The sequence below is a fragment of the Pseudoalteromonas sp. NS-SX12 genome, assembly GCF_057367955.1.
The window spans coordinates 798,048-822,500 of the sequence record NZ_CM170634.1; the positions used below are offsets into that span (position 1 = coordinate 798,048).

At 41.5% G+C, this 24,453-nt stretch carries 19 protein-coding genes, 2 rRNA genes and 1 pseudogene (1 of these 22 cut by a window edge); 8 read left to right on the forward strand and 14 right to left on the reverse strand.

What is annotated here, in order from left to right; translation table 11 throughout:
• Window positions 1-42 precede the first annotated feature (42 nt).
• From AC2IOM_RS03855 to AC2IOM_RS03865, 3 genes are all read left to right on the forward strand, one after another.
• Window positions 43-1,080 carry a GNAT family N-acetyltransferase gene (locus tag AC2IOM_RS03855; protein WP_486359165.1) on the forward strand — a complete coding sequence of 346 codons (1,038 nt, stop codon included), beginning with the start codon at window positions 43-45 and terminating at the stop codon, window positions 1,078-1,080.
• Window positions 1,081-1,185: 105 nt separating this feature from the next.
• Entirely contained in the window at window positions 1,186-2,352 is a 1,167-nt protein-coding gene (locus AC2IOM_RS03860; protein WP_486359166.1) for a hypothetical protein, read from the forward strand.
• A gap of 195 nt (window positions 2,353-2,547) precedes the next feature.
• On the forward strand, window positions 2,548-3,222 hold the full coding sequence (locus tag AC2IOM_RS03865) for a TorF family putative porin (protein ID WP_486359167.1): 675 nt from the start codon (window positions 2,548-2,550) through the stop codon (window positions 3,220-3,222).
• Between the two features lie 394 nt (window positions 3,223-3,616).
• Here the strand turns inward: AC2IOM_RS03865 and AC2IOM_RS03870 are convergent, their stop codons facing one another.
• The 8 genes from AC2IOM_RS03870 to AC2IOM_RS03905 form a co-directional block, all read right to left on the reverse strand.
• Window positions 3,617-4,495 carry an aldo/keto reductase gene (locus tag AC2IOM_RS03870; RefSeq protein ID WP_486359168.1) on the reverse strand — a complete coding sequence of 293 codons (879 nt, stop codon included), beginning with the start codon at window positions 4,493-4,495 and terminating at the stop codon, window positions 3,617-3,619.
• A gap of 114 nt (window positions 4,496-4,609) precedes the next feature.
• Window positions 4,610-5,263: a fumarylacetoacetate hydrolase family protein gene (locus AC2IOM_RS03875; RefSeq protein ID WP_486359169.1), complete on the reverse strand. Its 654-nt coding sequence runs from the start codon at window positions 5,261-5,263 to the stop codon at window positions 4,610-4,612.
• 14 nt (window positions 5,264-5,277) lie between these two features.
• The gene (locus tag AC2IOM_RS03880) at window positions 5,278-6,417 is read right to left on the reverse strand and encodes an alpha/beta hydrolase-fold protein (protein WP_486359170.1); all 1,140 of its coding nucleotides are present in this window, start codon (window positions 6,415-6,417) and stop codon (window positions 5,278-5,280) included.
• A gap of 122 nt (window positions 6,418-6,539) precedes the next feature.
• On the reverse strand, window positions 6,540-10,124 hold the full coding sequence (locus AC2IOM_RS03885; RefSeq protein WP_486359171.1) for an ABC transporter permease/M1 family aminopeptidase: 3,585 nt from the start codon (window positions 10,122-10,124) through the stop codon (window positions 6,540-6,542).
• Window positions 10,125-10,133: 9 nt separating this feature from the next.
• Entirely contained in the window at window positions 10,134-11,009 is an 876-nt protein-coding gene (locus tag AC2IOM_RS03890; protein WP_038638892.1) for an ABC transporter ATP-binding protein, read from the reverse strand.
• Window positions 11,010-11,317: 308 nt separating this feature from the next.
• Window positions 11,318-12,883 (reverse strand): alkyl hydroperoxide reductase subunit F, encoded by a 1,566-nt coding sequence (gene ahpF, locus AC2IOM_RS03895; RefSeq protein WP_486359549.1) that lies wholly within the window; start codon window positions 12,881-12,883, stop codon window positions 11,318-11,320.
• 85 nt (window positions 12,884-12,968) lie between these two features.
• Window positions 12,969-13,538, reverse strand: coding sequence for an alkyl hydroperoxide reductase subunit C (ahpC, locus tag AC2IOM_RS03900; protein ID WP_038638889.1), 570 nt, complete (start codon window positions 13,536-13,538; stop codon window positions 12,969-12,971).
• Window positions 13,539-13,707: 169 nt separating this feature from the next.
• Window positions 13,708-14,016, reverse strand: a complete 309-nt coding sequence (locus AC2IOM_RS03905; RefSeq protein ID WP_105171164.1) for a hypothetical protein — start codon at window positions 14,014-14,016, stop codon at window positions 13,708-13,710.
• A gap of 178 nt (window positions 14,017-14,194) precedes the next feature.
• Between AC2IOM_RS03905 and AC2IOM_RS03910 the strand changes: the two genes are divergently transcribed.
• Window positions 14,195-14,872, forward strand: coding sequence for a nitroreductase family protein (locus AC2IOM_RS03910; protein ID WP_486359172.1), 678 nt, complete (start codon window positions 14,195-14,197; stop codon window positions 14,870-14,872).
• On the forward strand, window positions 14,872-15,081 hold the full coding sequence (locus AC2IOM_RS03915; protein WP_010562249.1) for a DUF1653 domain-containing protein: 210 nt from the start codon (window positions 14,872-14,874) through the stop codon (window positions 15,079-15,081). The genes AC2IOM_RS03910 and AC2IOM_RS03915 overlap by 1 nt, the downstream gene beginning before the upstream one ends.
• Before the next feature lie 63 nt (window positions 15,082-15,144).
• Here AC2IOM_RS03915 and AC2IOM_RS03920 read toward each other — a convergent pair whose 3' ends face one another.
• The 3 genes from AC2IOM_RS03920 to AC2IOM_RS03930 form a co-directional block, all read right to left on the reverse strand.
• Window positions 15,145-15,348, reverse strand: a complete 204-nt coding sequence (locus AC2IOM_RS03920; RefSeq protein ID WP_486359173.1) for a zinc ribbon domain-containing protein — start codon at window positions 15,346-15,348, stop codon at window positions 15,145-15,147.
• Between the two features lie 15 nt (window positions 15,349-15,363).
• The gene (locus AC2IOM_RS03925) at window positions 15,364-16,302 is read right to left on the reverse strand and encodes an SPFH domain-containing protein (RefSeq protein WP_010562247.1); all 939 of its coding nucleotides are present in this window, start codon (window positions 16,300-16,302) and stop codon (window positions 15,364-15,366) included.
• Window positions 16,303-16,442: 140 nt separating this feature from the next.
• A complete protein-coding gene (locus AC2IOM_RS03930; RefSeq protein ID WP_486359174.1) occupies window positions 16,443-17,312 on the reverse strand; it encodes an MBL fold metallo-hydrolase in 870 nt (289 codons plus the stop codon).
• A gap of 134 nt (window positions 17,313-17,446) precedes the next feature.
• On the opposite strand from AC2IOM_RS03930, the gene AC2IOM_RS03935 reads away from it, so the two are divergent.
• Window positions 17,447-17,818: a BlaI/MecI/CopY family transcriptional regulator gene (locus AC2IOM_RS03935; RefSeq protein WP_486359175.1), complete on the forward strand. Its 372-nt coding sequence runs from the start codon at window positions 17,447-17,449 to the stop codon at window positions 17,816-17,818.
• Complete coding sequence (locus tag AC2IOM_RS03940; protein WP_486359176.1) at window positions 17,811-19,010, forward strand: M56 family metallopeptidase; 1,200 nt, start codon at window positions 17,811-17,813, stop codon at window positions 19,008-19,010. The genes AC2IOM_RS03935 and AC2IOM_RS03940 overlap by 8 nt, the downstream gene beginning before the upstream one ends.
• 70 nt (window positions 19,011-19,080) lie before the next feature.
• Here the strand turns inward: AC2IOM_RS03940 and AC2IOM_RS03945 are convergent, their stop codons facing one another.
• Window positions 19,081-21,375, reverse strand: a complete 2,295-nt coding sequence (locus AC2IOM_RS03945; protein WP_486359177.1) for a penicillin acylase family protein — start codon at window positions 21,373-21,375, stop codon at window positions 19,081-19,083.
• A 278-nt stretch (window positions 21,376-21,653) separates the two neighbouring features.
• Here AC2IOM_RS03945 and AC2IOM_RS03950 point away from each other — a divergent pair.
• Window positions 21,654-21,812 (forward strand): annotated as a pseudogene (locus tag AC2IOM_RS03950) (chemotaxis protein); the annotation flags it as partial.
• Window positions 21,813-21,998: 186 nt separating this feature from the next.
• Here the strand turns inward: AC2IOM_RS03950 and rrf are convergent.
• Together rrf and AC2IOM_RS03960 are read right to left on the reverse strand one after the other, a co-directional pair.
• Window positions 21,999-22,113: ribosomal RNA gene (gene rrf, locus AC2IOM_RS03955) — 5S ribosomal RNA — on the reverse strand.
• Between the two features lie 142 nt (window positions 22,114-22,255).
• Window positions 22,256-24,453 (reverse strand): 23S ribosomal RNA (locus AC2IOM_RS03960) (it continues 683 nt past the right edge of the window).

Consider the following 24,453-nt stretch of genomic DNA (forward strand, 5'->3'; position numbering starts at 1 on the left):
GATCGGCATTAAAGTTTTTACCAGTACAGATAAGGAGAAAATATGAATACACTTATTGAAACACCGCGTTTATTAATGCGCGAATTTACGCTTGAAGATGCTGAGCACGTATTCAAATTTAGCAGTAATGAAGATGTTACCCGTTATACCGGAGACGCTGGCTGGGTAAACACCATAAACGATGCCGAAAATATTATTCGCAATATTTGGTTAAAAGAATATAACGAGGTTGGCTATGCGCGCTTTGCCTTGGTCCTTAAAGAGAACAACCAAGTTATTGGGTTTTGTGGCTTAAAATATGAACCCGAGTTAAATGCACCTGATATCGGCTACCGCATGCTGCCAGAATATTGGGGCAAAGGCTTGGGCATGGAAGCAAGTCGCGCCGCACTTGAATATGCATTTCACCAGCTTGGCCTTTCTTATATTGTTGGCGAAGTAGATGTTGCTAATACTGCTTCACATAAAATACTCACTAATCTTGGTCTTGTAGAGCAGAAACGTTATGAAAAGTGGGGACATCATCTTATTCATCTAAGTATTGATAACTTCCCTGAAATCACAACCGACAAGTTCACCTTAGTTCAACAAACACAGGCAGAAGCCGAAGCCGTTTTCCGTCTTTTTTCTAACTCTAAGGTGTGTGAGTTTTACGATTTACCAATTATGAGCGACCTAGCGGAAGCCAAAACGCTTATTGAGCAAGATGAGCTAATACGCAGGCAAGGTAACGGACATCGCTGGTTAATACAGTGCAACACGCGCCAGCAAATTGTTGGCAGCTGCGGTTACAAATATGATTTTTGCACACGTACAGCGAAAATTAGCATCGAGATCCACCCTGATTTCTGGCAACAAGGTTTCGCATCGAATGCTATTGCTACTATGACAAAATGGATGTTTACTCATATCGCCTCATTAAACCGAATTGAAGCAGAAGTACTACCAGAAAACACAGCGTCAACTAAACTGTTCACTAAGATTGGTTTTCATTTGGATGGTGTGATGCGTGAAAAAGGTGTTTGGAAAAATAAAACCCATGACCTTCAAGTTTTTAGTTTACTCAGGCGTGAAATTTAAGAAGTCAATATTGCATCAAAGATAGATCTCAGTATGATCCACAGCCCGCTTAGTGTAACGCTTTGTCGGACATTGTTAATATTATATTGGGGTCTCTTACTTATTATGAAAAAATTGCTTACGTCGCCGTCAAAAATGCCACTTTCTGAAGTGGAAGCAAACATCTACCAAAATATTTTAAAACTCATTCCAGATGTTAGCCTTAACTTAATGGCCGTAAAAGTAAGTAACCACCCCGAAGATTTTGCTGGCTGGTGTTATGAGTTAATTGATGTCGTAAGCAAGCGCATTAATTTTGATCTACTTGAAGCAAACCAGCTGCCAATTTTAAAGAAAATCCAGCAACAGCTCGAAGCTGGTATTAGCATTAGCCAAATTAAAACGCTACGTATTGCACCTTGGCCTGTTGTATTTGATTCAATTCAACAAAACAAAGAGCGCATTGTGCTAGATGAGCAACTTGCACTGCTTAAGCATATTGAAAGCATTCGTGAAACCTCGCTGGTTGATATGATTGAAGAAGACAAGCTGGCATTTGCTGGTAAACATACCGCAAAACACGATCCAAGCATTTACCAGTTTGATGTTGAATGGCTAGCATCAACTAAAACCGCTAAAGCACTGCATAATGTAATTGCCACCAGCTGTACTGACTTAAATGAAGCGCTTAATCATATTCCACTTGAAGGCGCTATCACGTTAGAAAACTACATGGACTTTGTGCGTGGTTATATTGCTGCGTTTGCAGCCGTTGATAATGAAAAAGCCACACTTGCACCAGCTACACGTTTACTTGCAATGCGTCGACCTGACTTTTTCACCCCAGTAACAGCAGCAAGCCTTGATATTTTATGCCAAGCGTTTGGCCTTGTAAGATTAAACAACCAAGATTTTGACCGTTATTGGCACGACATTGTTATGGCAATTCATAAACAACCTTGGTTTATAGCCGCAACACCAGAAGCTGAAGTAGAACAAGCGCTTTGGCAGTACAAGGCATTAGTACCGTGTTGGTTTGCTTATTACAGTGACGATGCCAAAGAAAACTCGAATTACTACAAAGCACTTCATAAACCGAAACGCGCAAGCTCAGAGAAATCGGGTGGCCGTAAACGTGGCAAAGAATCAGCAGAAGCATTGGTTGACCGTGCTCTGGCAGCAGAAGATATGCCACAACATATTAAAAATATGCGCGACTCAATTGTGAAAGAAGTTGCAGCAGGTCGTGGTGTTGATGAAACTATCGCATTAATGCGTACCATATTTGGCTAAACCTCTTTCAATAAGGTGCGCAGTTTTTGTGCACCTCTATGTTTCTAACGCACCGAGATAGTGCAGCATTTCAATTCCTACACCTTGCCAAATTCATAATTCCTTACTAGTACTTTGATATCGTTAATTTTTTTAATTTGGGCACAAACCTTGTTAATGGATAGTTAACTCAGCGCTACAATTTTAGGAATTATTATGAAAAAACAATTACTCACAACTCTCACAGCTACGAGTATCGCCTTTTTCTCAGCAGCAAGTTATGCAGAAGTAACCGCTAATGCTGCAGCTTCATCAAACTACTTATGGCGTGGTGTAACGCAAACCAGCGACAACGCTCAAGTATCTGGTGGTATCGATTACAGCCATGAATCAGGGTTTTATGCGGGCACATGGGCATCAAATGTGGACTTTGGTGGTGATAAGCCAGGTTATGAACTCGATTTATACGCAGGCTTTGCTGGCGAAATGGGTGAGATTGGTTACGACGTGGGCTATGTATATTACGCATACCCAGATGCGGTCGACTCAATCGACTTTGGTGAGCTTTATGGTGCCCTAAGCTGGAACTGGCTAGAAGGTAAAGTAAGTTACCTTAGTAATGCGCAATCTGGTGCTACTTCAGAAGAAGATATGATTTACCTCGAGCTAAACGCAACTTTTGAAGTCTTAAATGAAACCGAACTGACATTCCACATTGGTAATTCAATGGGTGATACCGTTGCAGAGTGGTATGGCGAAGACGACAGCTATATTGACTATGGTGTTAGCATTGCCAAAGGCGGTTTTACCTTTGGTGTTGCACAAACAGATTTAGATGCAGATGACGATTTAAAAGTCTACGTTGGCTTTGCCATGGACTTTGAACTTTAGGCTCTATGAAGCTTTAAACTAAAATTACTCCAACTTGCTACAACTAAGGGTGCTTGACGGCACCTTTATTTAATTTTGTAAAAATATGCTGACTACTAGGGTCTGTTGATCTTTGCTGTTCTATTTTTGTTCTCTTTGAGCGTGTTTTTATCGCGGCGCTCGATGTGTGGCCTAGCAATCTAAGCGAATATCGAGCAACAATGAGAAAAGTGCGCTCAAAAGAACCGTTCGGCAGCGCTTGATTGGGGTTTCTACTGTGTTATCGGCTGACTCACATAGAATAACTATGCCACGCAGCCTCTGCCTTGTATAAAACCCAATCAAACTGCTGCAAAAACGAACTTGAAAGGTCGACAGACCCTAATAATCAGCACACAATATCCAAGGCTAAGTGTTATGGCACACTGTGACCGGTTGATGCTTGCCAAACGCGATACCATTGCTCACGACTCAAACGCACTTTACTCGCCGCAACTGCCGATTGAATACGAGCTAACTTTCCAGTACCTAAGATTACACTCGGTTGACATGGTAACGTTAACAACCACGCGTAAGCTGCTTGGTCGACACTATCTAACCCCGTTTCTTCGGCAACACTTTGTAATGCAGATCTAACTCGCTGTGCTTGTTCTGTTTCAGCGAATAATCCGCCACCAGCAAGAGGCGACCAGAGCATAGGTGATATTTGATGCTGTTGGCATAAGTTAAGCGTACCATCATCGAGTGCCCCCATATGTAACGGCGACATTTCAATTTGATTGGTTACTAACTTAAAGTCTAAACGCGACTGCAATAACTCAAACTGTGAAACCGTAAAATTAGATACACCAAAGTTAAGCACTTTACCTTGCGCTTTTAGCTCACAAAAGGCGTCTGCAACTTCATCCGCATGCATTAAATAATCTGGACGGTGAATCAATAACATATCAAGGCGATCGGTTTTGAAATTACGCAGTGATTGTTCTGTCGAGGCAATAATGTTTGCTTTGCTTGAGTCATAGTGTGCGGTTTTGCCAGCAAAGCCATTTTCAGGCCACGCAGGTTTAATACCACACTTAGTAATAATCTTAAGCTGATCTCTTAAATGAGGCGTTAATGCCTCACCAAAGAGTTTCTCACACTGGTATTGACCATAGATATCCGCATGGTCAACCGTATCTATGCCAAGCGCAAGCAATTGCTCAATGAATTTCGCTAAAGAAGACCCGCGCTGTTGCCACTCATCTAAACGCCAAAAGCCAGCCACAAACGACGGTAATTTAAATTCTTGCATATGATTCCCCCTGATTTAGATAAGCTTATTGTAAAGTGTGGCCAAACTTAGCGCATTGCTTCACATACGTTTTCAGGAAAAAATAATGTTTTTGCATGAAATAAAAACCGCTTTCTAAGCGATTGTGCAATTTGCTAACGTTTCGCCATTAAGAGATACACTCAACTTGTCTTGTATATTAAGCTTACCTACCCCTTCAGGCGTGCCCGTTAAAACAATGTCGCCCGGCTGTAATGAGAAAAACCTGACAATTTCAGATAGCAGCTGCTCAATTTTGAATATCATCAAGTTTATGTCACCAGATTGGCGAAGCTCATTATTAATCGAAAGTGAAAATTCACTATGTGTTAAATCACCCTCTGCTAGCGGTACAAAGCGCGACACTAAACAGCTATTATCGTAAGCTTTTGCACGCTCCCACGGATGCCCTTTCGCTTTAAGTTTTGCTTGCTCATCGCGTAACGTAAGATCAAGCCCTACACCTAAACCAGCAATACAAGACTTATAATCTGCAAGATTGCCCTTATTGAGCGGCTTACCAATTAACAACATTAGCTCCGCTTCATAATGGTGCTCACCTAAGCTATGGTCTAACTCCACTTTTCCTTCTGCATTTACAATACTGCTTGCTGGTTTTAAAAAGAGTAACGGCTCTGTAGGTACTTCATTACCGAGTTCTACTGCATGAGCAACATAATTGCGCCCCACACACACTGCTTTGCCAATAGGAAGCCCGATAGCCTCACCGTTATTCCATAAATACGTCATTTAAAATTACCTTTTTATAGTGCTTGCGCCCGTTCCTTAAGTTCAGCCAAATAGCTTGCTTGTCGCTTTTTATGCCAAGTGAGCATATTAGCGGCAAGACTCACCGCCTTTTCTTGCAACTCAATGGCTTTTGCCAATTTATTACTTTTCGCATAAGCCTTGGCTAAGTGGTGATAAGCGTATGCATCTTGCGGATAAAGCGCTAATGCTTGGTTAAATACCTTTATCGCTTGCTCTGGCGACGTTTCCAACAAGTGAAATCCCAGTGCATTAATTGACGATTTTGGTGATACTTCAAAACCAAACTTTTCAGTTGATAGGCGCTTATAATGCGCAACAATCGCATCCACACCTTGCCTAGCTATTTTTGATTCAGGTGCCAAGCCATTATGAATCTCATCAAAGATCTGCTCTATGCCATACGCAGTAGATAACACTGGCAACGACATAAAATAATGTTCTTTATAATTTTGATATTGCCATTGTAATGATGCAGACGCGTTTGCACTAATTTCTTCTTTTAATTGTGAATATCTATGCTGTTGATGATCTTCTTTTATGGTTTCTCCATGGGTAAACAGTAAATAACGTGGTTTATCATTTAGCTTGGCTATTTTCTTACCATAGTCATTTAAAATATTGACACGCTCTGGTGTGAGCTCAGGGCTAATTACAATATGTGCATTAAACAAGTTCGGTTTATTCACTAAGCTTGAAAGCACCACCGAACCATTCACCCTAAAGCCACTAAAAATGCGAAAGCCGTTAGTACGGTATTGTTTATCAATTTCTGGCACCAATTGCGCTTCAAAAAAATCGAGTAAAGGCGTCGTTTTGCCTGTTGCATCAAATAGTCGTGCTACTGGGTTGCCATATGCAGGGGTAACAATAATGGTTTCTAACCAAGGCCACTCACCATTATGATTCATCCAATCATGCATACCCGCTAAGTAACTTTTGGCATTAGGGTGAAAGTCAAACATCAGCACATAGCGTTTATTTTGCTGTTGCGAATAGCTTTTTGGCAACTGAACATTAAATTCCAGTGGTTGCTCAAACCGTTGGTCGGAAATTGTCAGTACTACCTGTTCTGCTTTAACTAACGTACTTAGCGATGCCAAACCAAGCATCAGATAACATATTAAAAAGCGCATAATTTCCCTTTATGTTCAAAATAGAAGTTAATCCAAACTACGGGATAATATTATTCAAGTAAACAAAAAAGCCTTATCAGCAAAACTGATAAGGCTTGGTAAGTACATATGAATTATAAGTATTAAAGCTGTTTAATATTATCCCCGCTGTCGCGGTCGATTAGCTTCACAAATGGGTCAACACCGGCGAACTTAGGTAACTCTTTTACTTTCAGTTCGATAATGTTTTCACCCGATTTGATATTGTGTTTTTGTAAGTAAAGTACCGTGTTATCCGCTGATAAATCTTCAGGGTCTGCGCTGAATAAACCAATATCGACTTTATCGCTAAACTCTACTTCGGTTTCTTTACCTTTGCTGTCAGCACGGTTTAGTTTGGCATCTATGGTGAGTGTAACTGTGTATAAGCCATTTTCATCTTGCTGTTCAGCAACTGCAACTTCCGTAGTCTTTAAATCGTATAAGCTGATGTGCTCAAACAAGTTACTTACGAATTGCCTTTCACTGTCATTTGCATCTTGAGAAATGTATGACATTAAATCAAGCGTTGTTGGGTAAGGCGTACTTTGATACTTAAATTCCGCTAAGAAATCTGCCAAAGCTTTGTTTAAACGCTCTTCACCTAGGCGGTCTTTTAGCGACATCATTACCACAGAGCCTTTACGATAGTGAATGTACTGCTGGTTTTCACTGCGCATAAACGGCATTTCTTCAAGTGCTTCGGTAGTACGGCCACGTAAGTAACGGTCTAGCTCGTATTTTAAGAATTTACGGATTTTCTCTGCGCCATATTTCTTCTCCATTACCATTAACGCACTGTATTGCGATAATGCTTCAGAGATAATTGCGCTGCCTTGTACATTTGCCGCGCCAACTTGGTGCCCCCACCATTGGTGAGCCACTTCGTGTGCTGTGACATAGTAAACAGGGTCAATGTTTTCAGGGTCGCGTAAATCAGTAATAAAACCAATCTCTTCTGAATACGGCACAGTATTAGCAAAGCTCTGTGCAAATGAGCGGTAACCTGGGAACTCAATAATACGCATTTGTTTATGCTGATAAGGGCCAAACGCTTCAGTGAAGTAATCAATCGAGTCTTTCACCGATTCAATCATACGATCCACATTCATACCATGCGTTTTATGATAGTAGACCTCGATATCAATCCCGTTATAGTTTTCCTTTTTCGCTTCTAAGCGCGCAGACATAATTGAGTAGAAGTTCACCATTGGCGCATCCATTTGGTAATGGAAAATACGGCGGCCGTTCTCTACTCGTTCTTCGGTTAAATAACCCGGCGCAATTGCGAACTGATCTTCCGACGTTGAAATAGTCGCCTCGAAATCGATAAAGCCAGTACCTTTACCAAAGAAGCTTTCATTGTAGTAACGGTCGTCTTCTAGCTTATTGGCACGCTCTAATGGCTCTAAACCATGTTTGCGACGCTTATGGCGGTCAACAATTTGGTAACCTTCGTAGTAGCCGAAGTGAGGTAATAAATCACCGTTGTTAATAAAGGTACCATTATTCAGTAGCGTAAAGTCCTCATTACCCGCTCTAAAGCCTTTATGTTCACGCACTACGCTTAACTTACCGATGCGCGTTTCACCTGGCTGAAGTGGCTTATCAAAAGTAAACCATGCAAGGCTGTAGGTTTTATCTAATTCACCTAACGTGCCACCGGCTAATTCTACTGAGTACTGTTCGGTATAACGCGGCTTATGCACCATAAACTTCTCAATCGCCGTATCGCCCACATTGGTAAATTCAATATTGGCGGTTGCTTCGATTTTACGTTCAGATGGGAAAATATCCGCGTTGATATCTACCTTAGTAATTACCGGAATATTATCTTCTTTGTGCTGAACATACGCTTTTTCATAACTAGCTTGTTCAAGCTCAAAATCATCCTGCTCTTGATACACATGCAATACGCGGGTGTTCTGATAAATGTAACTACCACTAGCAATAAAGATAATTAAACCAGCTGCAACGGTCGCTTTACCATAAGCACCTAAATAATAAGGTACTAGCTTGATACGTGCTTTAAGTGGTTGCTCAGGGCCGCGATGCCAAAGTGCATAGCTCAATGCACCTAAAACTAAACTTGCACCTAACCAATACAACATAAACCAGTTATGCGCCGTTAAGAAATGACCATATTGGTTAATGTCTGAATAAGGCACGCTTGGCGCATCGGCAAATTGCCACATTGGATGACTAAAGCCAAAGTTAGAAAGTACTAATGTTCCAATGATGTACACCATAAACAAAAGCATACCGACATATTTGTTCGGACTAATTACTTGAAGGAAGAATGCCATCACCACTGTCATCATCAATGGCACCAGGTTGATATAACCTAAACGGAATGCATACTGTGATAATTCAAAGTTGGTGTAGCCTTTAAGTGCTTGGTTAGCGACTGTAACAAACGTACCAAAGCTATATAGCAATACAAAAACAAGTGCTATTGCAATGAATTTAGATAACCAAAAGGTAATGTTGTTTACAGGCATACTATCAATGATATCGCCCATACCTGAGTTGCGCTCACGCCAAACAACTTCTGCACTGTAGTAAGCTAATATCACCAGCATTAATAAACCGGTAGAGCCAGCGACTAGTTGCACCATAGTTTGAGTAAGTGGCCAATTAGGCGTGCCAAACATGCCCTGCGGGTCGAATAGAGGCGCCATTAACATAAAGCAGGTAATTAGACCTAAAATCAAAAATGGCGCGCTGAAAATCACTTGTTTCACTTCAAAAAGCGTACGTGTTTTGAGGTGAGCAAGGGTATTAATACGCGGGCTATTTTTAATGTTAATACGGTTTGCAAGTGCTGATGTGAAACTATCATTTACAGCTGATTTTTCAGCTTTTTTTGCTTTTACTTTAGTCAGAGTTAAACCACGTTTAAAGCCGCCAAACAACGCCAAAATAGCAATCGCTGCCACCAACCAAATTGCACGGTTTTGCAGGAGTACACCGCTTAACTCAATTGCAGAATTATTCTTTTCATGCATTGTCCAGTAACGGGTTACTTCAGCAAAGGCACTGTAACCAAACGGGTCAATCAATGCTGCTAATTCACGATATGCAGGTTCACTTGCAAATTGCACTGCCACGTTATAACCAATAAAGAGTGCCACAGCACTTAAATACACACCCATCATTGAGCGAAAGCGAATCGCGATTGCGTAAAAGATACAGGCGAGTACTAATAAAGTAGGTACCGATAAGTAGAAAAAAGCAGTGAAGTAATGACTAAATACCGTTGGCCCTAGTCGCTCAACATCTACCCATCCTGCAGCTGCACCCAGTGTGGTACCCAGAAAAATACCCAGCGGTACAAACGCAAATACAGTTAATACCACGGCAAATGAGCCGAAAAAGCGCCCTAGCTGATAACTAACGGGGTTAATTGGCTTAGAATATAAAATCTCCGCCATTTTAGAGCTTTCATTACGGGTTGCCGTACTGGCAACAAAGTTCACCACCAAAAAGATGGCAAAAAAGCCCAATATTAGAAGTGTTTGTGCGATAGAGAATGGGCCGTTATAAACCACATTACCGCCACCGCCAATTTGCACATTTTCAGATACAGTCGCAAAAAACGTCAGCAGAAAGAAAATACTGCTCGTAACAATAAACGAAGGTTGTCGAGTAAAGTAGCGCCACTCGAAGGCGAGCATTTTTAAAAACATAACGCCTCCTTACGCTGCATTTCGGTGTTGCAGTAGCGTTGAGAAATAAACATCTTCTAAGTTAGCTGGCGCTGCATCAAAACCTTCTGGCTGGTTCTCAGCCATTACGTGCACAATGGTTTTACCAGCAAATAAGCGCTTTGAAATAAGTGGCATAGACGATTCAATTTCTTGTGCTTCATCAAGCGATACCGATTTTTTCCAAATCTGGCCATTAAGCTGATCGGTAAGCGCTATTGGGTTACCCTCTAGTAAAATTTGACCAGATGCTAACACAGCCATATTTGGGCAAAGCTCAGATACATCTTCTACGATGTGTGTTGATAAAATGATGGCTTTTTCTTCACCTAGGCTTACTAATAAGTTGTGGAAACGGTTTCGCTCCTCAGGGTCAAGACCCGCAGTTGGCTCATCCACAATAATTAAATCAGGATCGCCGAGTAGTGCTTGTGCAATACCAAAGCGCTGGCGCATACCACCAGAAAAACCGCTTACCGCTTTTTTGCGATGCTGAAATAAATTAGTGTGTGCCAGTAAACCCTCAACAGCTTCCTTACGCTCACCTTTACTTTCTAGGCCTTTTAAAATCGCCATATGGTCAAGTAATTCATACGCGCTAATACGCGGATACACACCAAAATCTTGTGGTAAATAACCTAGGCGTTTACGTAAACTTTGCGGATCGTTGAATACATCAATACCATCAAAGGTAATTTGACCAGCATCAGCTGTTTGAAGTGTTGCGATGGTGCGCATGAGTGATGATTTACCTGCGCCATTTGGTCCTAATAAACCAAACATGCCTTTTGGCACTTCAAGATTTACATTATTCAGTGCTTTTACACCGTTGTCGTACGTTTTTGATAACCCTGTTATTGATAACATTTGCGTTCTCTTTTTTGTTTATTGCCAATATTTCATCGGTCAGTCTAAGGAAAGTGAACGCAATATAACCATGTAAAAATGATTAAAGGTAAAATTCGGTGATTAACGGTTTATTAACAAAACACCGCCATTCAAATTAATTAGCGGCGGTACACTTAATAACGGTCGTATTGTGTAAAAGTGAAAAGCCTATGCAACTTACAACTACAATGCAGCCCATAGCGATAATGATTAACAAAAAAGCCGCCAATCAAAATGATCAGCGGCTTTGCACATAATAGTGGGCGTATTATGTATAAGGGATAAACTTATGCTACTTGCTGCGTGCCATCAGCATGGCGAATTAAATAATCAAATGCGCCTAAACTTGCTGTTGCTCCACTGCCCATAGCAATAATAATTTGTTTAAATGGTGTGGTTGTCGCATCACCTGCAGCATATACACCTGGCATTGATGTAGCGCCTTTGTCATCAATAACAATCTCGCCAAAAGGAGTTAATTCGATACTGCCTTTTAAAAACTCAGTATTTGGAATTAAGCCTATTTGCACAAAAATACCGGCAAGGGAAAGGCTATGCTCGTCGCCAGAGACACGATCCGTATAATTTAGGCTAGTTACTCGTGTACCGTCACCGATAACTTCAGTGGTTTGTGCATTTTTAATAATCTCAATGTTACCTAGGCTGTTGGCCTTTTTGATCAACACTTCATCAGCACGTAACGTATCAGCAAACTCCAATACGGTAACATGTTCAACAATATTAGCTAAATCGATCGCGGCCTCGATGCCTGAGTTACCACCACCAATCACTGCCACTTTTTTGCCTTTAAATAACGGACCATCACAGTGCGGGCAGTAAGCAACACCTTTACCACGATATTCTTGTTCGCCCGGTACATTCATTTCACGCCAGCGTGCTCCTGTTGCCAAAATCACACTTTTACTGGACAGTGTTGCACCGCTTTCCAGTGCGACTTCTACGTTGCCAGACTTACCTAAGGTAACGGCTTTTTGTTGGGTAATAATATCAACATCATAGTCTTTAACATGTTCTTCAAGCTGTGCCACCAGCTTAGGCCCTTCTGTTTTTTGCACCGAAATAAAGTTTTCAATGCCAACAGTATCTGCCACTTGGCCACCAAAGCGCTCAGCTACAATACCTGTTTTTAAGCCCTTACGCGCCGCGTAAATTGCCGCGGAGGCACCTGCTGGCCCACCACCGACTACAAGTACATCAAATTCATCTTTTTGTGACAGTAGCTCGGCTGTTTTTTCTGCTGCGCCATCATCAAGTTTATTGATAATGTCACTGAGTGAAAGGGCACCTTGGCTAAATAGCTCACCATTTAAATACACGCTTGGTACGGCCAAAATGTTGCGCTCTGACACTTCACCTTGGAACAGTGCACCATCGATCATTGTAACCGTAACATTCGAATTTGAAGCCGCAATTGTATTAAGCGCTTGTACTACTCCTGGGCATGTTTGGCAACTCAGTGAAATATACACTTCGAAATTAAGTGTACTTTGCAAACCCTTAATTTGTTCCACCTCCAGCTCACTTGCTTTGGTAGCAACGCCGCCAGTATGCAACAGTGCCAAAATTAAGCTTGTAAATTCGTGGCCCATTGGCACACCCGCAAAATTAATTTCGGTGCCTGTTTTCGGTGAACGAATTGACAGCATTGGTTTGCGTGCTATTGAATCGTCTTCACGAATTAAAAAGTGCTCACTTAACCCTAAAAGATCATGTGCTAAGGCTTTTACTTCCTGTGATTTATCACTGTCATCTAAGGCAATGACCAGCTCTACAGGGTCGACAATACTGCTAAAATGGCTCTGTAATTGTGTTTTGATATTGTTATCTAAAATACTGTTCATGATGATCATTCCTTAAATGACATTAATCGGTAAACCAAATTGCTGCCTGCTCTAACAGGCAGCAAGGTAAGAGGTATTAGATTTTGCCAACTAGGTCTAATGAAGGAGCAAGTGTTTCATCACCTGGCTGCCATTTAGCAGGACAAACTTCGCCGTCATGTGATGCAACATACTGTGCTGCTTGGATTTTACGAACCAGTTCGCCTGCATCACGGCCAATACCTAAATCGTGAGTTTCGATAACTTTAATCTCACCTTCAGGGTTAATTACAAATGTGCCGCGTAGTGCTAAGCCATCTTCTTCAATCATTACACCGAAATTACGTGTAATACGGCCTGTTGGGTCGCCGATCATTGGGAATTGAATTTTCTTAATTGTGTCTGACGTATCGTGCCACGCTTTGTGTGTAAAGTGTGTGTCGGTTGATACTGAGTACACTTCAACACCCATTTCTTGTAACTTGCTGTAGTGATCCGCTAGGTCGCCAAGTTCGGTTGGGCAAACAAAGGTAAAGTCGGCTGGGTAGAAGAATACAACCGCCCATTTACCTAAAACGTCTTTTTCAGAAACTTCAACAAACTCACCATTGTGGTATGCCATTGCGTTGAAAGGTTGGATAGTTGTATTGATTAACGATGTGCTCATAATATTTCTCTCTCTATAATGTAATTAGTCATCGAAAAAATTAATTAATGCTTTCCGATTGGCTTGATATATAGATTAAGAAATTCAGTTAAAAAGATAAAACAGATTAATTTGATTACTGTAATCGATTTTTAAGAACATCATAAAGTGATCGATTTTAATCTGCTAATTAATGACTTTCATTAGCACTATCATCACACTTAATTTTTTGCTCGCCATAAAAGTAGATATTGTTTACTAAGGTATAAGAACCCGATAACAGACCAGATACCGGAATGATTATGGGAGACAGTACAAACCCAGACACGCTGTAAAAAGTATTAGTTGCTTTCGCAACATCAACCACTTTTAGTGTTTTCTTATCACTAGAAAGCTCACAGCGCAATTTTGCAACACGGGTTGCTTCTTTATCTGTAACAGGAAACACCACACAAGCCGAAAGCAAAGAAAGTAATATTAAAAGTAGTATTGTTCTCATAGTCGACTCCATGATTTATAAGATTTTTTACTATAGCGGATGCAAGCTAATGTGACTGTAAGTATCTGTAATAACAAATTGATGGTTAACTATTTTTCACATTGACCACCAATAACACTTAAAAATATTTGCACCTAAGTGATACCAAGGATATAACAAAAATAAAAAAGGAAAAATTATGCAAGATCATCAATCAATACCACTCACAGACTTTATAGAATACCCTCAGGAAGAGATGTTACATCGGGCGCAAACCTTTTTAGATACCAGTAAACGTCGCCATTCTATTCGTTCGTTTTCAAATAAGCCTGTTCCAAAAGAAATAATTGAAACCTGTATAAAAGTTGCCGCAACCGCACCAAGTGGTGCAAATCATCAACCATGGCATTTTGTAGCCATCAACAGCATGGATGTTAAAAAGAAAATAAGAGAAGCTGCCGAAGATTTAGAACGCTCTTTCTATCAAGGTCGCGCGGGTGAAGAATGGCTCGATGCACTAAAACCTCTTGGCACTGACGACCAAAAACCTTATTTAGAACATGCCCCTTGGCTAATTGCTATATTTAGCCAGAAGAAAGGCGGTATTCATGCTGAAGACATGAACACCAATTACTATGTGCATGAAAGTGTGGGTATTGCCACTGGGTTTCTAATTCAGGCTTTGCACCATAGCGGTTTAGTAACACTCACCCATACCCCAAAACCCATGAGTTTTTTAACCGATATTTGTGGCAGAAACAAAGATAATGAGCGACCCTATATGCTAATTATTGCAGGATACCCAGCCGAAAACGCAACGGTTCCTGAGCATGCGCTAGTTAAAAAAGACATTACTGAGGTTTCAAGCTTTTTATAATGAAAATACAACCAGGAAAATACCAGCACTTTAAAGGTAACTTTTACCAAGTCATTGACACTGTTACTCATAGCGAAACACAAGAAACGCTTGTTTTGTATAAACCACTCTATGGCGAGCAGGCGCTGTGGGTAAGACCCATTGAAATGTTTGTAGAAGAAATAGAGCGCGACGGCAAAGTGTTTAAACGTTTTACCTTGGTAGAATAAGAGCCCTAGTGGCATAAAGACAAAATAAAAAACGCTGCAATTGCAGCGTTTTTTTATTTAAAGCTAGTTAGTGAATAAATCAAAAATATTGCCTAAGGTGCTTGTCTTTCCTCGGTAAAACTCAGTGTAAGTACAGTTTTTACATACTACCGCGGTAAACTTCCTATTTTGCATATCAAAGATTTTTGACCAGCCACTACCCGTTGTGGCTATTTCATCTGTGTCGTAGCTTACGCATTGACACTTAGGGCAAGACCAATTCGCCATACACCCTCCTATTTATTATTTCTTTTTACCATCCATTGACCATAAAATGCTTTGGTCTGCACCCATTACGGTTGTTGGCATTTGACCGTTCCACTGTTGTGCACGCATATAATCAACAAGTGTCGCATTTGCTTTAATTGCTTCAGCTTTCTTTTGAATAGCTTGCGCTTCTGCAAGACCTTTAAGCTTTATTGCCTCAGCTTGTGCTTCTGCTTCTACGCGGATCGAATATGCTTGACCATCGGCTTTTGCTTTTGCCGCATCACGTTGCGCCATTGCCGTGTTTACTTCACGCTGAGCTTCAAGTTTTTGGCGCTCTAAACGGTGCATTTCTGCTGCCGCTAGGTTTTTCTCAGTTTGTTTGGTTTCAATTGATTGAATGTACTTTTGCGGTAACACTAAATTCTCTAACTGAGCCGAGTCTAGTTTTACTGGGTACTCTTTCATTTCTTCAACTAAAAGCTCTTCAATCTGTGCAATTACCTGCGAACGATTTTGAATTAGCTCTTCTGCTTTATATCGAGCTAGTGCATCTTTTGTCGCAGAACGCAGCTTTGGATCAAGAATTCGGTTTTCAAATTGACTTAAACCACCGTAACTTTTGAATAGCTCAAATGCTTGTTCGCGCATTACCGTCCAGTTGATCGATACTTCAGCTGTCACTGGCATTTGCTCGTGTGTTGATGCATTTAATTTTTCAACATTTTTGCGGGTACGGATCTCCAGCACCTCAACATCATCAACAAACGGTATTTTAGTATGTAGACCTGGGTTTACTTGCTCTTTTGCTTCACCAAAACGTTTGATAATACCAACGTGACCTTCATCAACTGTGTACATCGCTGAATAAATCAGTGATAAACCGACAACACCAACAATCGCACCTACGATTGGTCCTTTCTTCTTTGGTACTGCCATTGTTAAATCTGGTAAATCATTTTTATCATTCAACATACTTGTTACTCCAATGTATTAAGTGACACAAACAGTAACAAATAATTACCTTAATTGGGCAAATAAATGATTTTAGGTCTAACGCCATGCCAAACGGAGTTAGACACTTTTAAAAGGTAAATAAAACAATTTAACTAAATTTAATCGCTTTTAGCTTCATTTTTCAGGCTCGAATAAAATAGCTTAGTAACGCGTTCTTCGGGTAACCAGTTGGAATAAGTAAGATTTAAACTCGCAAGTGGTTTGAGTGCCAAAACTTGCTCTAGACTTTTGCTATCCGCCATAGCATTTAGCATTAGCTGTTTAGCATTTTTTAACAGCGCTAGGTACGACTGCAAACCTTGCTTAGAGGTTACCGGACCATGGCCAGGAATAATTTTAGTATTATCATTCACTTTTGAAAGCACATCAGTTACCGCATTGATAACACCGTCTAACGAGCCCCCACTATCTACATCAACAAACGGTAGACTTCTTAAATTAAAGAAGATATCCCCCATGTGTACTGCGTTGGCTTTGTCATAGAAAATAACCGCATCGCCATCGGTATGTGCATTGTGATAATGCCATAGCTGCGCATGCTCGTTGTTAAAGTGCAGTGTCATATCTTTACCAAAGCTAATTACGGGTAGGTATTTTGAACCTTCGCCATGTTTGTCTTTTAAGCGCTTGTATACATTGTGATGCGCAATTACATGGCTTCCCGCATTAGCAAAGTTCTCATTACCGCCAGTATGATCGCCGTGATGGTGAGTATTAATAACAAACTCTGGCGCTCCATCATGTAACTTGCTAATTTGCGCCTTAATACCATCACTTAATTTAGCAAACTGATCGTCTACAATATAAATACCATCTTCCCCGCTGCTAATGGCTATATTGCCACCTTGCCCAAATAGCACGTGTAAATTATTTGACAGCTTTTCAAGCTTAAACTCTACGTTTGAAGCAACAACTGGCAAGCTTAGACAACCCATTGAAAACAACAGTAGTAACGTTAATTTATTCATAACAAGGCCTTTTGGTTTTTATGCTACTACGAGTTTTAGCAACTTATGGTTTAAAAAAACAGCAAAAATAATTCTTGACGAAATTGATTACAACTGTAATTCTTACGTTAGTTTTAATTACACGTGTAATCTTTATGGATATTAGTAATTCTGAATTTGAAGTGCTGCAAGCACTATGGCGAGTTCACCCAGCCGACGCGCAAACGGTTGTCGATGAACTTAATAAAGAAAAAGACTGGCACGAAAAAACCGTCAAAACCCTGCTTGGCAGAATGGTGAAAAAAGGCGCAATTGATTTTGAAAAAAATGGCCGCAGCTATATTTACTCTCCGGTGTTGGAAATTGAAGCATATCAAGTACAAGAAAGTGAAAGCCTGATTGAGCGTTTATTCAATGGCCGCATTGCGCCATTGGTTACAGGCTTTGCCAAAAATAAAAACTTAAGTAAGCAAGATATCGATGAGCTAAAGCATTTAATCGATAAATGGGAAAAGAATAATGATTGATTGGCTAATAGAGCAGCTTTGGCCGTTAAGCTTAGCCATTGTCTGCGTATTGCTGTGTAGTAAGTTACTTCACAGTTTTTTAAGCGCTAAGTTTCAATATACCTTGTGGCTATTAGTTCCACTTGTGCTCATCTTAAATAACTTACCTATTTCTAATAGCTTATCGTTAGAAACTGAGTTGCATCACTATGTAGTGTCAGTAAAAGCGCAATCTAAGTCATTAGATATTTATGGCTTTGTTAGCATGATTTGGCTACTTGGGTTTAGCTTAATGGCTTTCCTTGTTATCTACGAACACATTTCAATTGGTAAAAAATTTAATAAAAATAAGCAGTTTAGCCATAAAATAAACAGCCATTTACCAGTTTACTATAGCGATTCAGTGAATAGTCCTGTGCTTTTTGGCTTACTCAAACAGTGCCTTTTTATCCCCCGTGACTTTCATGCAAGCTACGATACCGAGCAAGCAAAGCTCATATATCAACATGAATGGGTTCACTACACGCGCCAAGACAACTGGAGCAATGCATTTGCAATCGCATTACTACTTATATTTTGGTTTAACCCTCTTTGCTGGATCGGTTACAGCCAATACAGAAAACAACAAGAAGTTGCCTGTGATGCTGCAGTATTAGCTCACGCAAACAGAACACAGCGAATAGCATATTGTCGCGCTTTAATTGCATGTGTTTCTGACAATCATAACTCACTTTCTAGTTACAGTTACTACATGGAGAAAAGTACGATGAAACAACGTTTAAACACAATTCAAAAAATGCCAAAAGGCAATGTTATTGTAAATGTATTACTTAGCTTAGTACTATTTGCAGGACTCACTAGTGTAGCCTTTGCTAAATACGGCGAAGGCACTAAAGAATACAGCAAAGAAGAAGCACAACCTATTGTACGCATTGAGCCTGTATATCCTAAACAGGCCGCAGATCAGGGGATTGAAGGCTCGGTAGTATTAGGGTTTACTTTAACAGCAGATGGTCAAACAGATAACGTTAAAGTTATATCTGCTGAACCAAAAGGAATATTTGATCGCGAAGCAAAACGCGCATTAAAACAGTGGAAGTACACACCTACAAAAAACACTAACAAACAACACCTAGTACAATTAGACTTTGCTCTTTCGGAAGAATATAAATCAAAGGATTTAGTTGAACGTATCAAGGTAAGCTCACACTAATTCCCAAGAACTATTGCTTTGTAGCAGAAGCGATTGTTAAAAGGGCATCATATGATGCCCTTTTTTACGTTCACCTTTTCTCAAAGTCGATGCGATGCACTATTTCACCTGGTAACAAAGGCGTATTCTTTTGTTCAACATAGTCATTGTAACCTGCCCGATAATAAGGTGATAAAGGATGGCCGCTTTGGCCGCCAGGCAGAGTTAAAATCGCTTTTTGCTCTAATCCTGGTTGCACAAATAAGCGCTGTGATGCGCCAAAACTAGTCCCTTGTACAGCAGGCATAAAACTGTCGCCAAATGCTGGTGTTTTAGGCATATCAAGCAGCTTACTTAACAGTGGGATCTGCTCACTAAACGGGTGCTGTATATTAAGTTCGTTTACAGCTCCCCATGTTAATTGATTCAAAGATCCGCTGTCGCTTCCAGTGTGCTTATTGAGCAAGTCGCTTTTCATATTGATATATGTAGTGCTTAATAATTCAGGCCACGAGGCTACACTTGGCGGCAACCATTGATCGGTGAAACTATTTATTAATTGCCACGCTGCAGGTTCAAGATCGTTCTTAATTGGTGCTAATGTTAGCCCTTCTGCTCTTAATTGCGTTTCAATTGGGGAGAACAGCTTATTTATCAATGCCGAGCGATACCGTCTAACCAAGGTGTACCCTACAGAATCTGCACATGCACATTCACCCCAATTTTCAACTAACTTGATATCTTGTGCATACTTTTCAGGCGATAAGTTGAGCACCTTAAGCAATAGTGCTTGCCATGGTTTTAAAAATATCGCTTGGTTATCAAGTTGAATTTGATAAAAGTCGTGTTCACTAAATTGTTCCTTTTCAAATAAGCGCTGCTGTATTTGTTTAGCACGAGCACCTAAAGCGTACCCTCCGTTGCCATAACGCTTATCTTGTTCAACACTCACTACTCTGCTATTTCCGCTCCATAAACGATTATTCTCTGGATTTACCATAAAAGGAACGTCTACTGCATCGTATTGCCAATTGGTATCAAATACTTCAGGCTTAATTGCAATTTCAGTTGGCGTTGTGCGCGCAGGAATGGCACCGGTTGCTTGCCATGCTGCATTACCCAAACTATCGGTGACTAACATGTTCTGTACTGGTATACCGATCGTTTTTGCAATCGATAATGCCTCTTCAACATTGGTTGCACGCTCTAAGTTCATTAACTCCATATCGACTGCGTAATCTTGATGAGCAACCCATTTCAGCGCATATTTCTTGCCAGCGATATGTTTTACCGGACCAAACTCACTTTTTTCAAGCGAATACATATAATCTTTATCTGGCGTGACGATGCGCTCATGAATGGTCTTCGTTCCTTGTGTTTCATCCAGTGCAATCCAATCTGCTGTATCGATATATGCATTTGTAAACCCCCAAGCAACATGACCATTTGTCCCAACAACAACAGCTGGTGCTCCGGGTAAGCTAACTCCTGTTATTTGATAGTTCTTATCGTTTTCAACGTAGTTAAGCTGGGTACGGTACCAAATAATCGGTACGGCTAGCCCTAAATGCATGTCATCTGCTAATAATGCATTACCAGATTCAGTTAACCTACCAGTCACAGCCCAGTTATTACTGCCAATATCTTTAGGTTCATGAATTTCATGCGTTACATTAGTAAAGAGCGATTTATTTATCGATGGAATTGCATACTCAACCAATTCAAACTCTGAACCATCAAGCGCAGCTTGATATTGACTTGGTTGGGTTAAGAATCCAACCATTTCACTGCCAAATTGTTCAGCAATATAAGTAAGAGTTAAATCGCGATTAAACGTTTTTGATTGTAAATCGAGATACATACTGAAAATAACAAGCAAGCTGTCTTCAGGTAGCCATGGTTTACGGCTTGCACCTGTTAATAAGTATTCAAAGCTTGAGTAAGGTGTATGACTTTGCGCCAAATTAACACCTTGCGCATAACGTTTAAGAATTTCTGTATGCTCTGGTGGTAGACTTTTAAGAATTTTTTTACTTCGCTTTCTAAATTGATGAAAGCGCATTTTTTTATCCAAGCCTACCGCTGCTTTGCCAAATAACTCCGAAAGTTCACCGGCAGCATTGCGACGCAGTAAGTCCATTTGAAAGAAACGATCTTGTCCATGCGCGTAGCCCAATGTAAACGCAGCATCTTTGCGTGATTTAGCATTGACCACAGCGTGGCCTAATGCGTCACGTTCCAAAGACGTGTTACTTGATATATCAGAAACCTGCGTTTTACCCGATAACTCAGGTAAACTCAAAGTGAGTATGCCATAAACAGTTGCTGTAGCGGTTAATGCACCAATAATGAAGAATAATGAAAGCCATTTTATTATTTTTGTCATTTGCTTCCCTTTTTTTGCAGGACTTATTTATTGTAACTAGGCAGTCAATTTTATAATCGCATAGTTATATGTTGTCCAGTTTAACACTCAACAATTAGTTAGCCAGCGCAAATCAGATTAAAAAAACAGCAAAATAACTATACAAAAGACAGAAAATATTACTATACTGTTTAGCGTATACTGATTTTCATCTTTCCATTGTCTGATCTGCAAAAAGCTGGTTTTCTCCTCCAGCTTTTTTCTTGCCCAAAGAACAATAGCCAACGCTTAATAAAGCCGATATTAAACCACTCGAACAATTAACTTCGATTGGTTTTGATATCGACCCACAAACCCGTCATATGATGAAAGGGCTGATTAATATGAATAATAAGCACAGCATTATTATCGACCCAACAGTGATTTTTTCACCACAAGAAGAAGCCGAGATTGCTTAGGGTTCAGGGTTCAGGGTTCAGGGTTCAGGGTTCAGGGTTCAGGGTTCAGGGTTCAGGGTTCAGGGTTCAGGGTTCAGGGTTCAGGGTTCAGCAATATTCTGAAGCCTGTTTGCTTAATTCTAAAGTCCTTTAGTTCCCCAAACGCAAAAAGCCCGCTCATTGAGCGGGCTTTTTACTTAATTAGGAGCTTGGCGATGTTCTACTTTCACATGGGCGAACCCACACTATCATCGACGCTGTTTCGTTTCACTTCTGAGTTCGGCATGGGGTCAGGTGGTTCCAAAACGCTATAGTCACCAAGCAAATCTGGTTGACTTAAGAGCTTGTCTTAAATCTAAATCTGGAAAACTGTCTTTTTATCTCAATTCGTAAAGTTTCTACTTTAGTATTTTGCTCTTTTCGAGCTATTCAACTTCTGCGGGTCTAAACCACTTTGGCGTTGTATGGTTAAGCCTCACGGGTAATTAGTACAGGTTAGCTTAATGGCTCGCACCACTTCCACATCCTGCCTATCAACGTTGTAGTCTTCAACGGCCCTTCAGTTAACTCAAGTTAAAGTGAGAACTCATCTCGAGGCTCGCTTCCCGCTTAGATGCTTTCAGCGGTTATCGATTCCGAACGTAGCTACCGGGCAATGCAATTGGCATCACAACCCGAACACCAGCGGTTCGTCCACTCCGGTCCTCTCGTACTAGGAGCAGCCCCTCTCAATTCTCAAACGCCCACGGCAGATAGGGACCGAACTGTCTCACGACGTTCTAAACCCAGCTCGCGTACCACTTTAAATGGCGAACAGCCATACCCTTGGGACCGACTTCAGCCCCAGGATGTGATGAGCCGACATCGAGGTGCCAAACACCGCCGTCGATATGAACTCTTGGGCGGTATCAGCCTGTTATCCCCGGAGTACCTTTTATCCGTTGAGCGATGGCCCTTCCATTCAGAACCACCGGATCACTATGACCTACTTTCGTACCTGCTCGACGTGTCTGTCTCGCAGTTAAGCTTGCTTCTACCATTACACTAACCGTACGATGTCCGACCGTACTTAGCAAACCTTCGTGCTCCTCCGTTACTCTTTGGGAGGAGACCGCCCCAGTCAAACTACCCACCAGGCACTGTCCACAACCCCGATTCAGGGGCCTATGTTAGAACATCAACACTACAAGGGTGGTATTTCAAGGACGGCTCCACACAATCTAGCGACTGTGCTTCAAAGCCTCCCACCTATCCTACACATGTAGGGTCAATGTTCAGTGCCAAGCTGTAGTAAAGGTTCACGGGGTCTTTCCGTCTAGCCGCGGGTACACAGCATCTTCACTGCGATTTCAATTTCACTGAGTCTCGGGTGGAGACAGCGTGGCCATGGTTACACCATTCGTGCAGGTCGGAACTTACCCGACAAGGAATTTCGCTACCTTAGGACCGTTATAGTTACGGCCGCCGTTTACCGGGGCTTCGATCAAGAGCTTCGCCGAAGCTAACCCCATCAATTAACCTTCCGGCACCGGGCAGGTGTCACACCCTATACGTCTTCTTTCGAATTTGCAGAGTGCTGTGTTTTTAATAAACAGTCCCAGCCACCTAGTCACTGCGACTCCCGTCCGCTTAGAGAGCAAGTCTCATCACAGATAGGAGCGTACCTTCTCCCGAAGTTACGGTACAATTTTGCCTAGTTCCTTCACCCGAGTTCTCTCAAGCGCCTTAGTATTCTCTACCTGACCACCTGTGTCGGTTTGGGGTACGATTCGAAATAATCTGAAGCTTAGAGGCTTTTCCTGGAAGTATGGCATCAACAACTTCCACACCGTAGTGTGTCGTCTCGTATCTCAGCCTTAGAAACCCGGATTTGCCTAAGTTTCCAGCCTACATACTTTCACATGGACAACCAACGCCATGCTTGTTTAGCCTGCTCCGTCCCCCCATCGCAATTATTCCAAGTACGGGAATATTAACCCGTTTCCCATCGACTACGCCTTTCGGCCTCGCCTTAGGGGTCGACTCACCCTACCCTGATTAGCATGGGATAGGAACCCTTGGTCTTCCGGCGAGCGGGTTTTTCACCCGCTTTATCGTTACTCATGTCAGCATTCGCACTTCTGATACCTCCAGCATACCTCCCGGTACACCTTCAACAGCTTACAGAACGCTCCCCTACCCCGCGAATAAATTCGCAGCCGCAGCTTCGGTGGTATGTTTAGCCCCGTTACATCTTCCGCGCAGACCGACTCGACCAGTGAGCTATTACGCTTTCTTTAAAGGATGGCTGCTTCTAAGCCAACCTCCTGGCTGTCTGGGCCTTTCCACATCGTTTCCCACTTAACATACACTTTGGGACCTTAGCTGGCGGTCTGGGTTGTTTCCCTCTCCACGACGGACGTTAGCACCCGCCGTGTGTCTCCCGGATATTACTTATTGGTATTCGGAGTTTGCAAAGGGTTGGTAAGTCGGGATGACCCCCTAGCCTTAACAGTGCTCTACCCCCAATAGTATTCGTCCGAGGCTCTACCTAAATAGATTTCGGGGAGAACCAGCTATCTCCCGGTTTGATTAGCCTTTCACTCCTAGCCACAGGTCATCCGCTAGCTTTTCAACGATAGTCGGTTCGGTCCTCCAGTCAGTGTTACCTGACCTTCAACCT

Coding starts and splice junctions, on each gene's coding strand:
- AC2IOM_RS03855 (WP_486359165.1), top strand. CDS start 43: ATGAATACACTTATTGAAACACCGCGTTTATTAATGCGCGAATTTACG.
- AC2IOM_RS03860 (WP_486359166.1), top strand. CDS start 1,186: ATGAAAAAATTGCTTACGTCGCCGTCAAAAATGCCACTTTCTGAAGTG.
- AC2IOM_RS03865 (WP_486359167.1), top strand. CDS start 2,548: ATGAAAAAACAATTACTCACAACTCTCACAGCTACGAGTATCGCCTTT.
- AC2IOM_RS03870 (WP_486359168.1), bottom strand. CDS start 4,495: ATGCAAGAATTTAAATTACCGTCGTTTGTGGCTGGCTTTTGGCGTTTA.
- AC2IOM_RS03875 (WP_486359169.1), bottom strand. CDS start 5,263: ATGACGTATTTATGGAATAACGGTGAGGCTATCGGGCTTCCTATTGGC.
- AC2IOM_RS03880 (WP_486359170.1), bottom strand. CDS start 6,417: ATGCGCTTTTTAATATGTTATCTGATGCTTGGTTTGGCATCGCTAAGT.
- AC2IOM_RS03885 (WP_486359171.1), bottom strand. CDS start 10,124: ATGTTTTTAAAAATGCTCGCCTTCGAGTGGCGCTACTTTACTCGACAA.
- AC2IOM_RS03890 (WP_038638892.1), bottom strand. CDS start 11,009: ATGTTATCAATAACAGGGTTATCAAAAACGTACGACAACGGTGTAAAA.
- ahpC (WP_038638889.1), bottom strand. CDS start 13,538: ATGAGCACATCGTTAATCAATACAACTATCCAACCTTTCAACGCAATG.
- AC2IOM_RS03905 (WP_105171164.1), bottom strand. CDS start 14,016: ATGAGAACAATACTACTTTTAATATTACTTTCTTTGCTTTCGGCTTGT.
- AC2IOM_RS03910 (WP_486359172.1), top strand. CDS start 14,195: ATGCAAGATCATCAATCAATACCACTCACAGACTTTATAGAATACCCT.
- AC2IOM_RS03915 (WP_010562249.1), top strand. CDS start 14,872: ATGAAAATACAACCAGGAAAATACCAGCACTTTAAAGGTAACTTTTAC.
- AC2IOM_RS03920 (WP_486359173.1), bottom strand. CDS start 15,348: ATGGCGAATTGGTCTTGCCCTAAGTGTCAATGCGTAAGCTACGACACA.
- AC2IOM_RS03925 (WP_010562247.1), bottom strand. CDS start 16,302: ATGTTGAATGATAAAAATGATTTACCAGATTTAACAATGGCAGTACCA.
- AC2IOM_RS03930 (WP_486359174.1), bottom strand. CDS start 17,312: ATGAATAAATTAACGTTACTACTGTTGTTTTCAATGGGTTGTCTAAGC.
- AC2IOM_RS03935 (WP_486359175.1), top strand. CDS start 17,447: ATGGATATTAGTAATTCTGAATTTGAAGTGCTGCAAGCACTATGGCGA.
- AC2IOM_RS03940 (WP_486359176.1), top strand. CDS start 17,811: ATGATTGATTGGCTAATAGAGCAGCTTTGGCCGTTAAGCTTAGCCATT.
- AC2IOM_RS03945 (WP_486359177.1), bottom strand. CDS start 21,375: ATGACAAAAATAATAAAATGGCTTTCATTATTCTTCATTATTGGTGCA.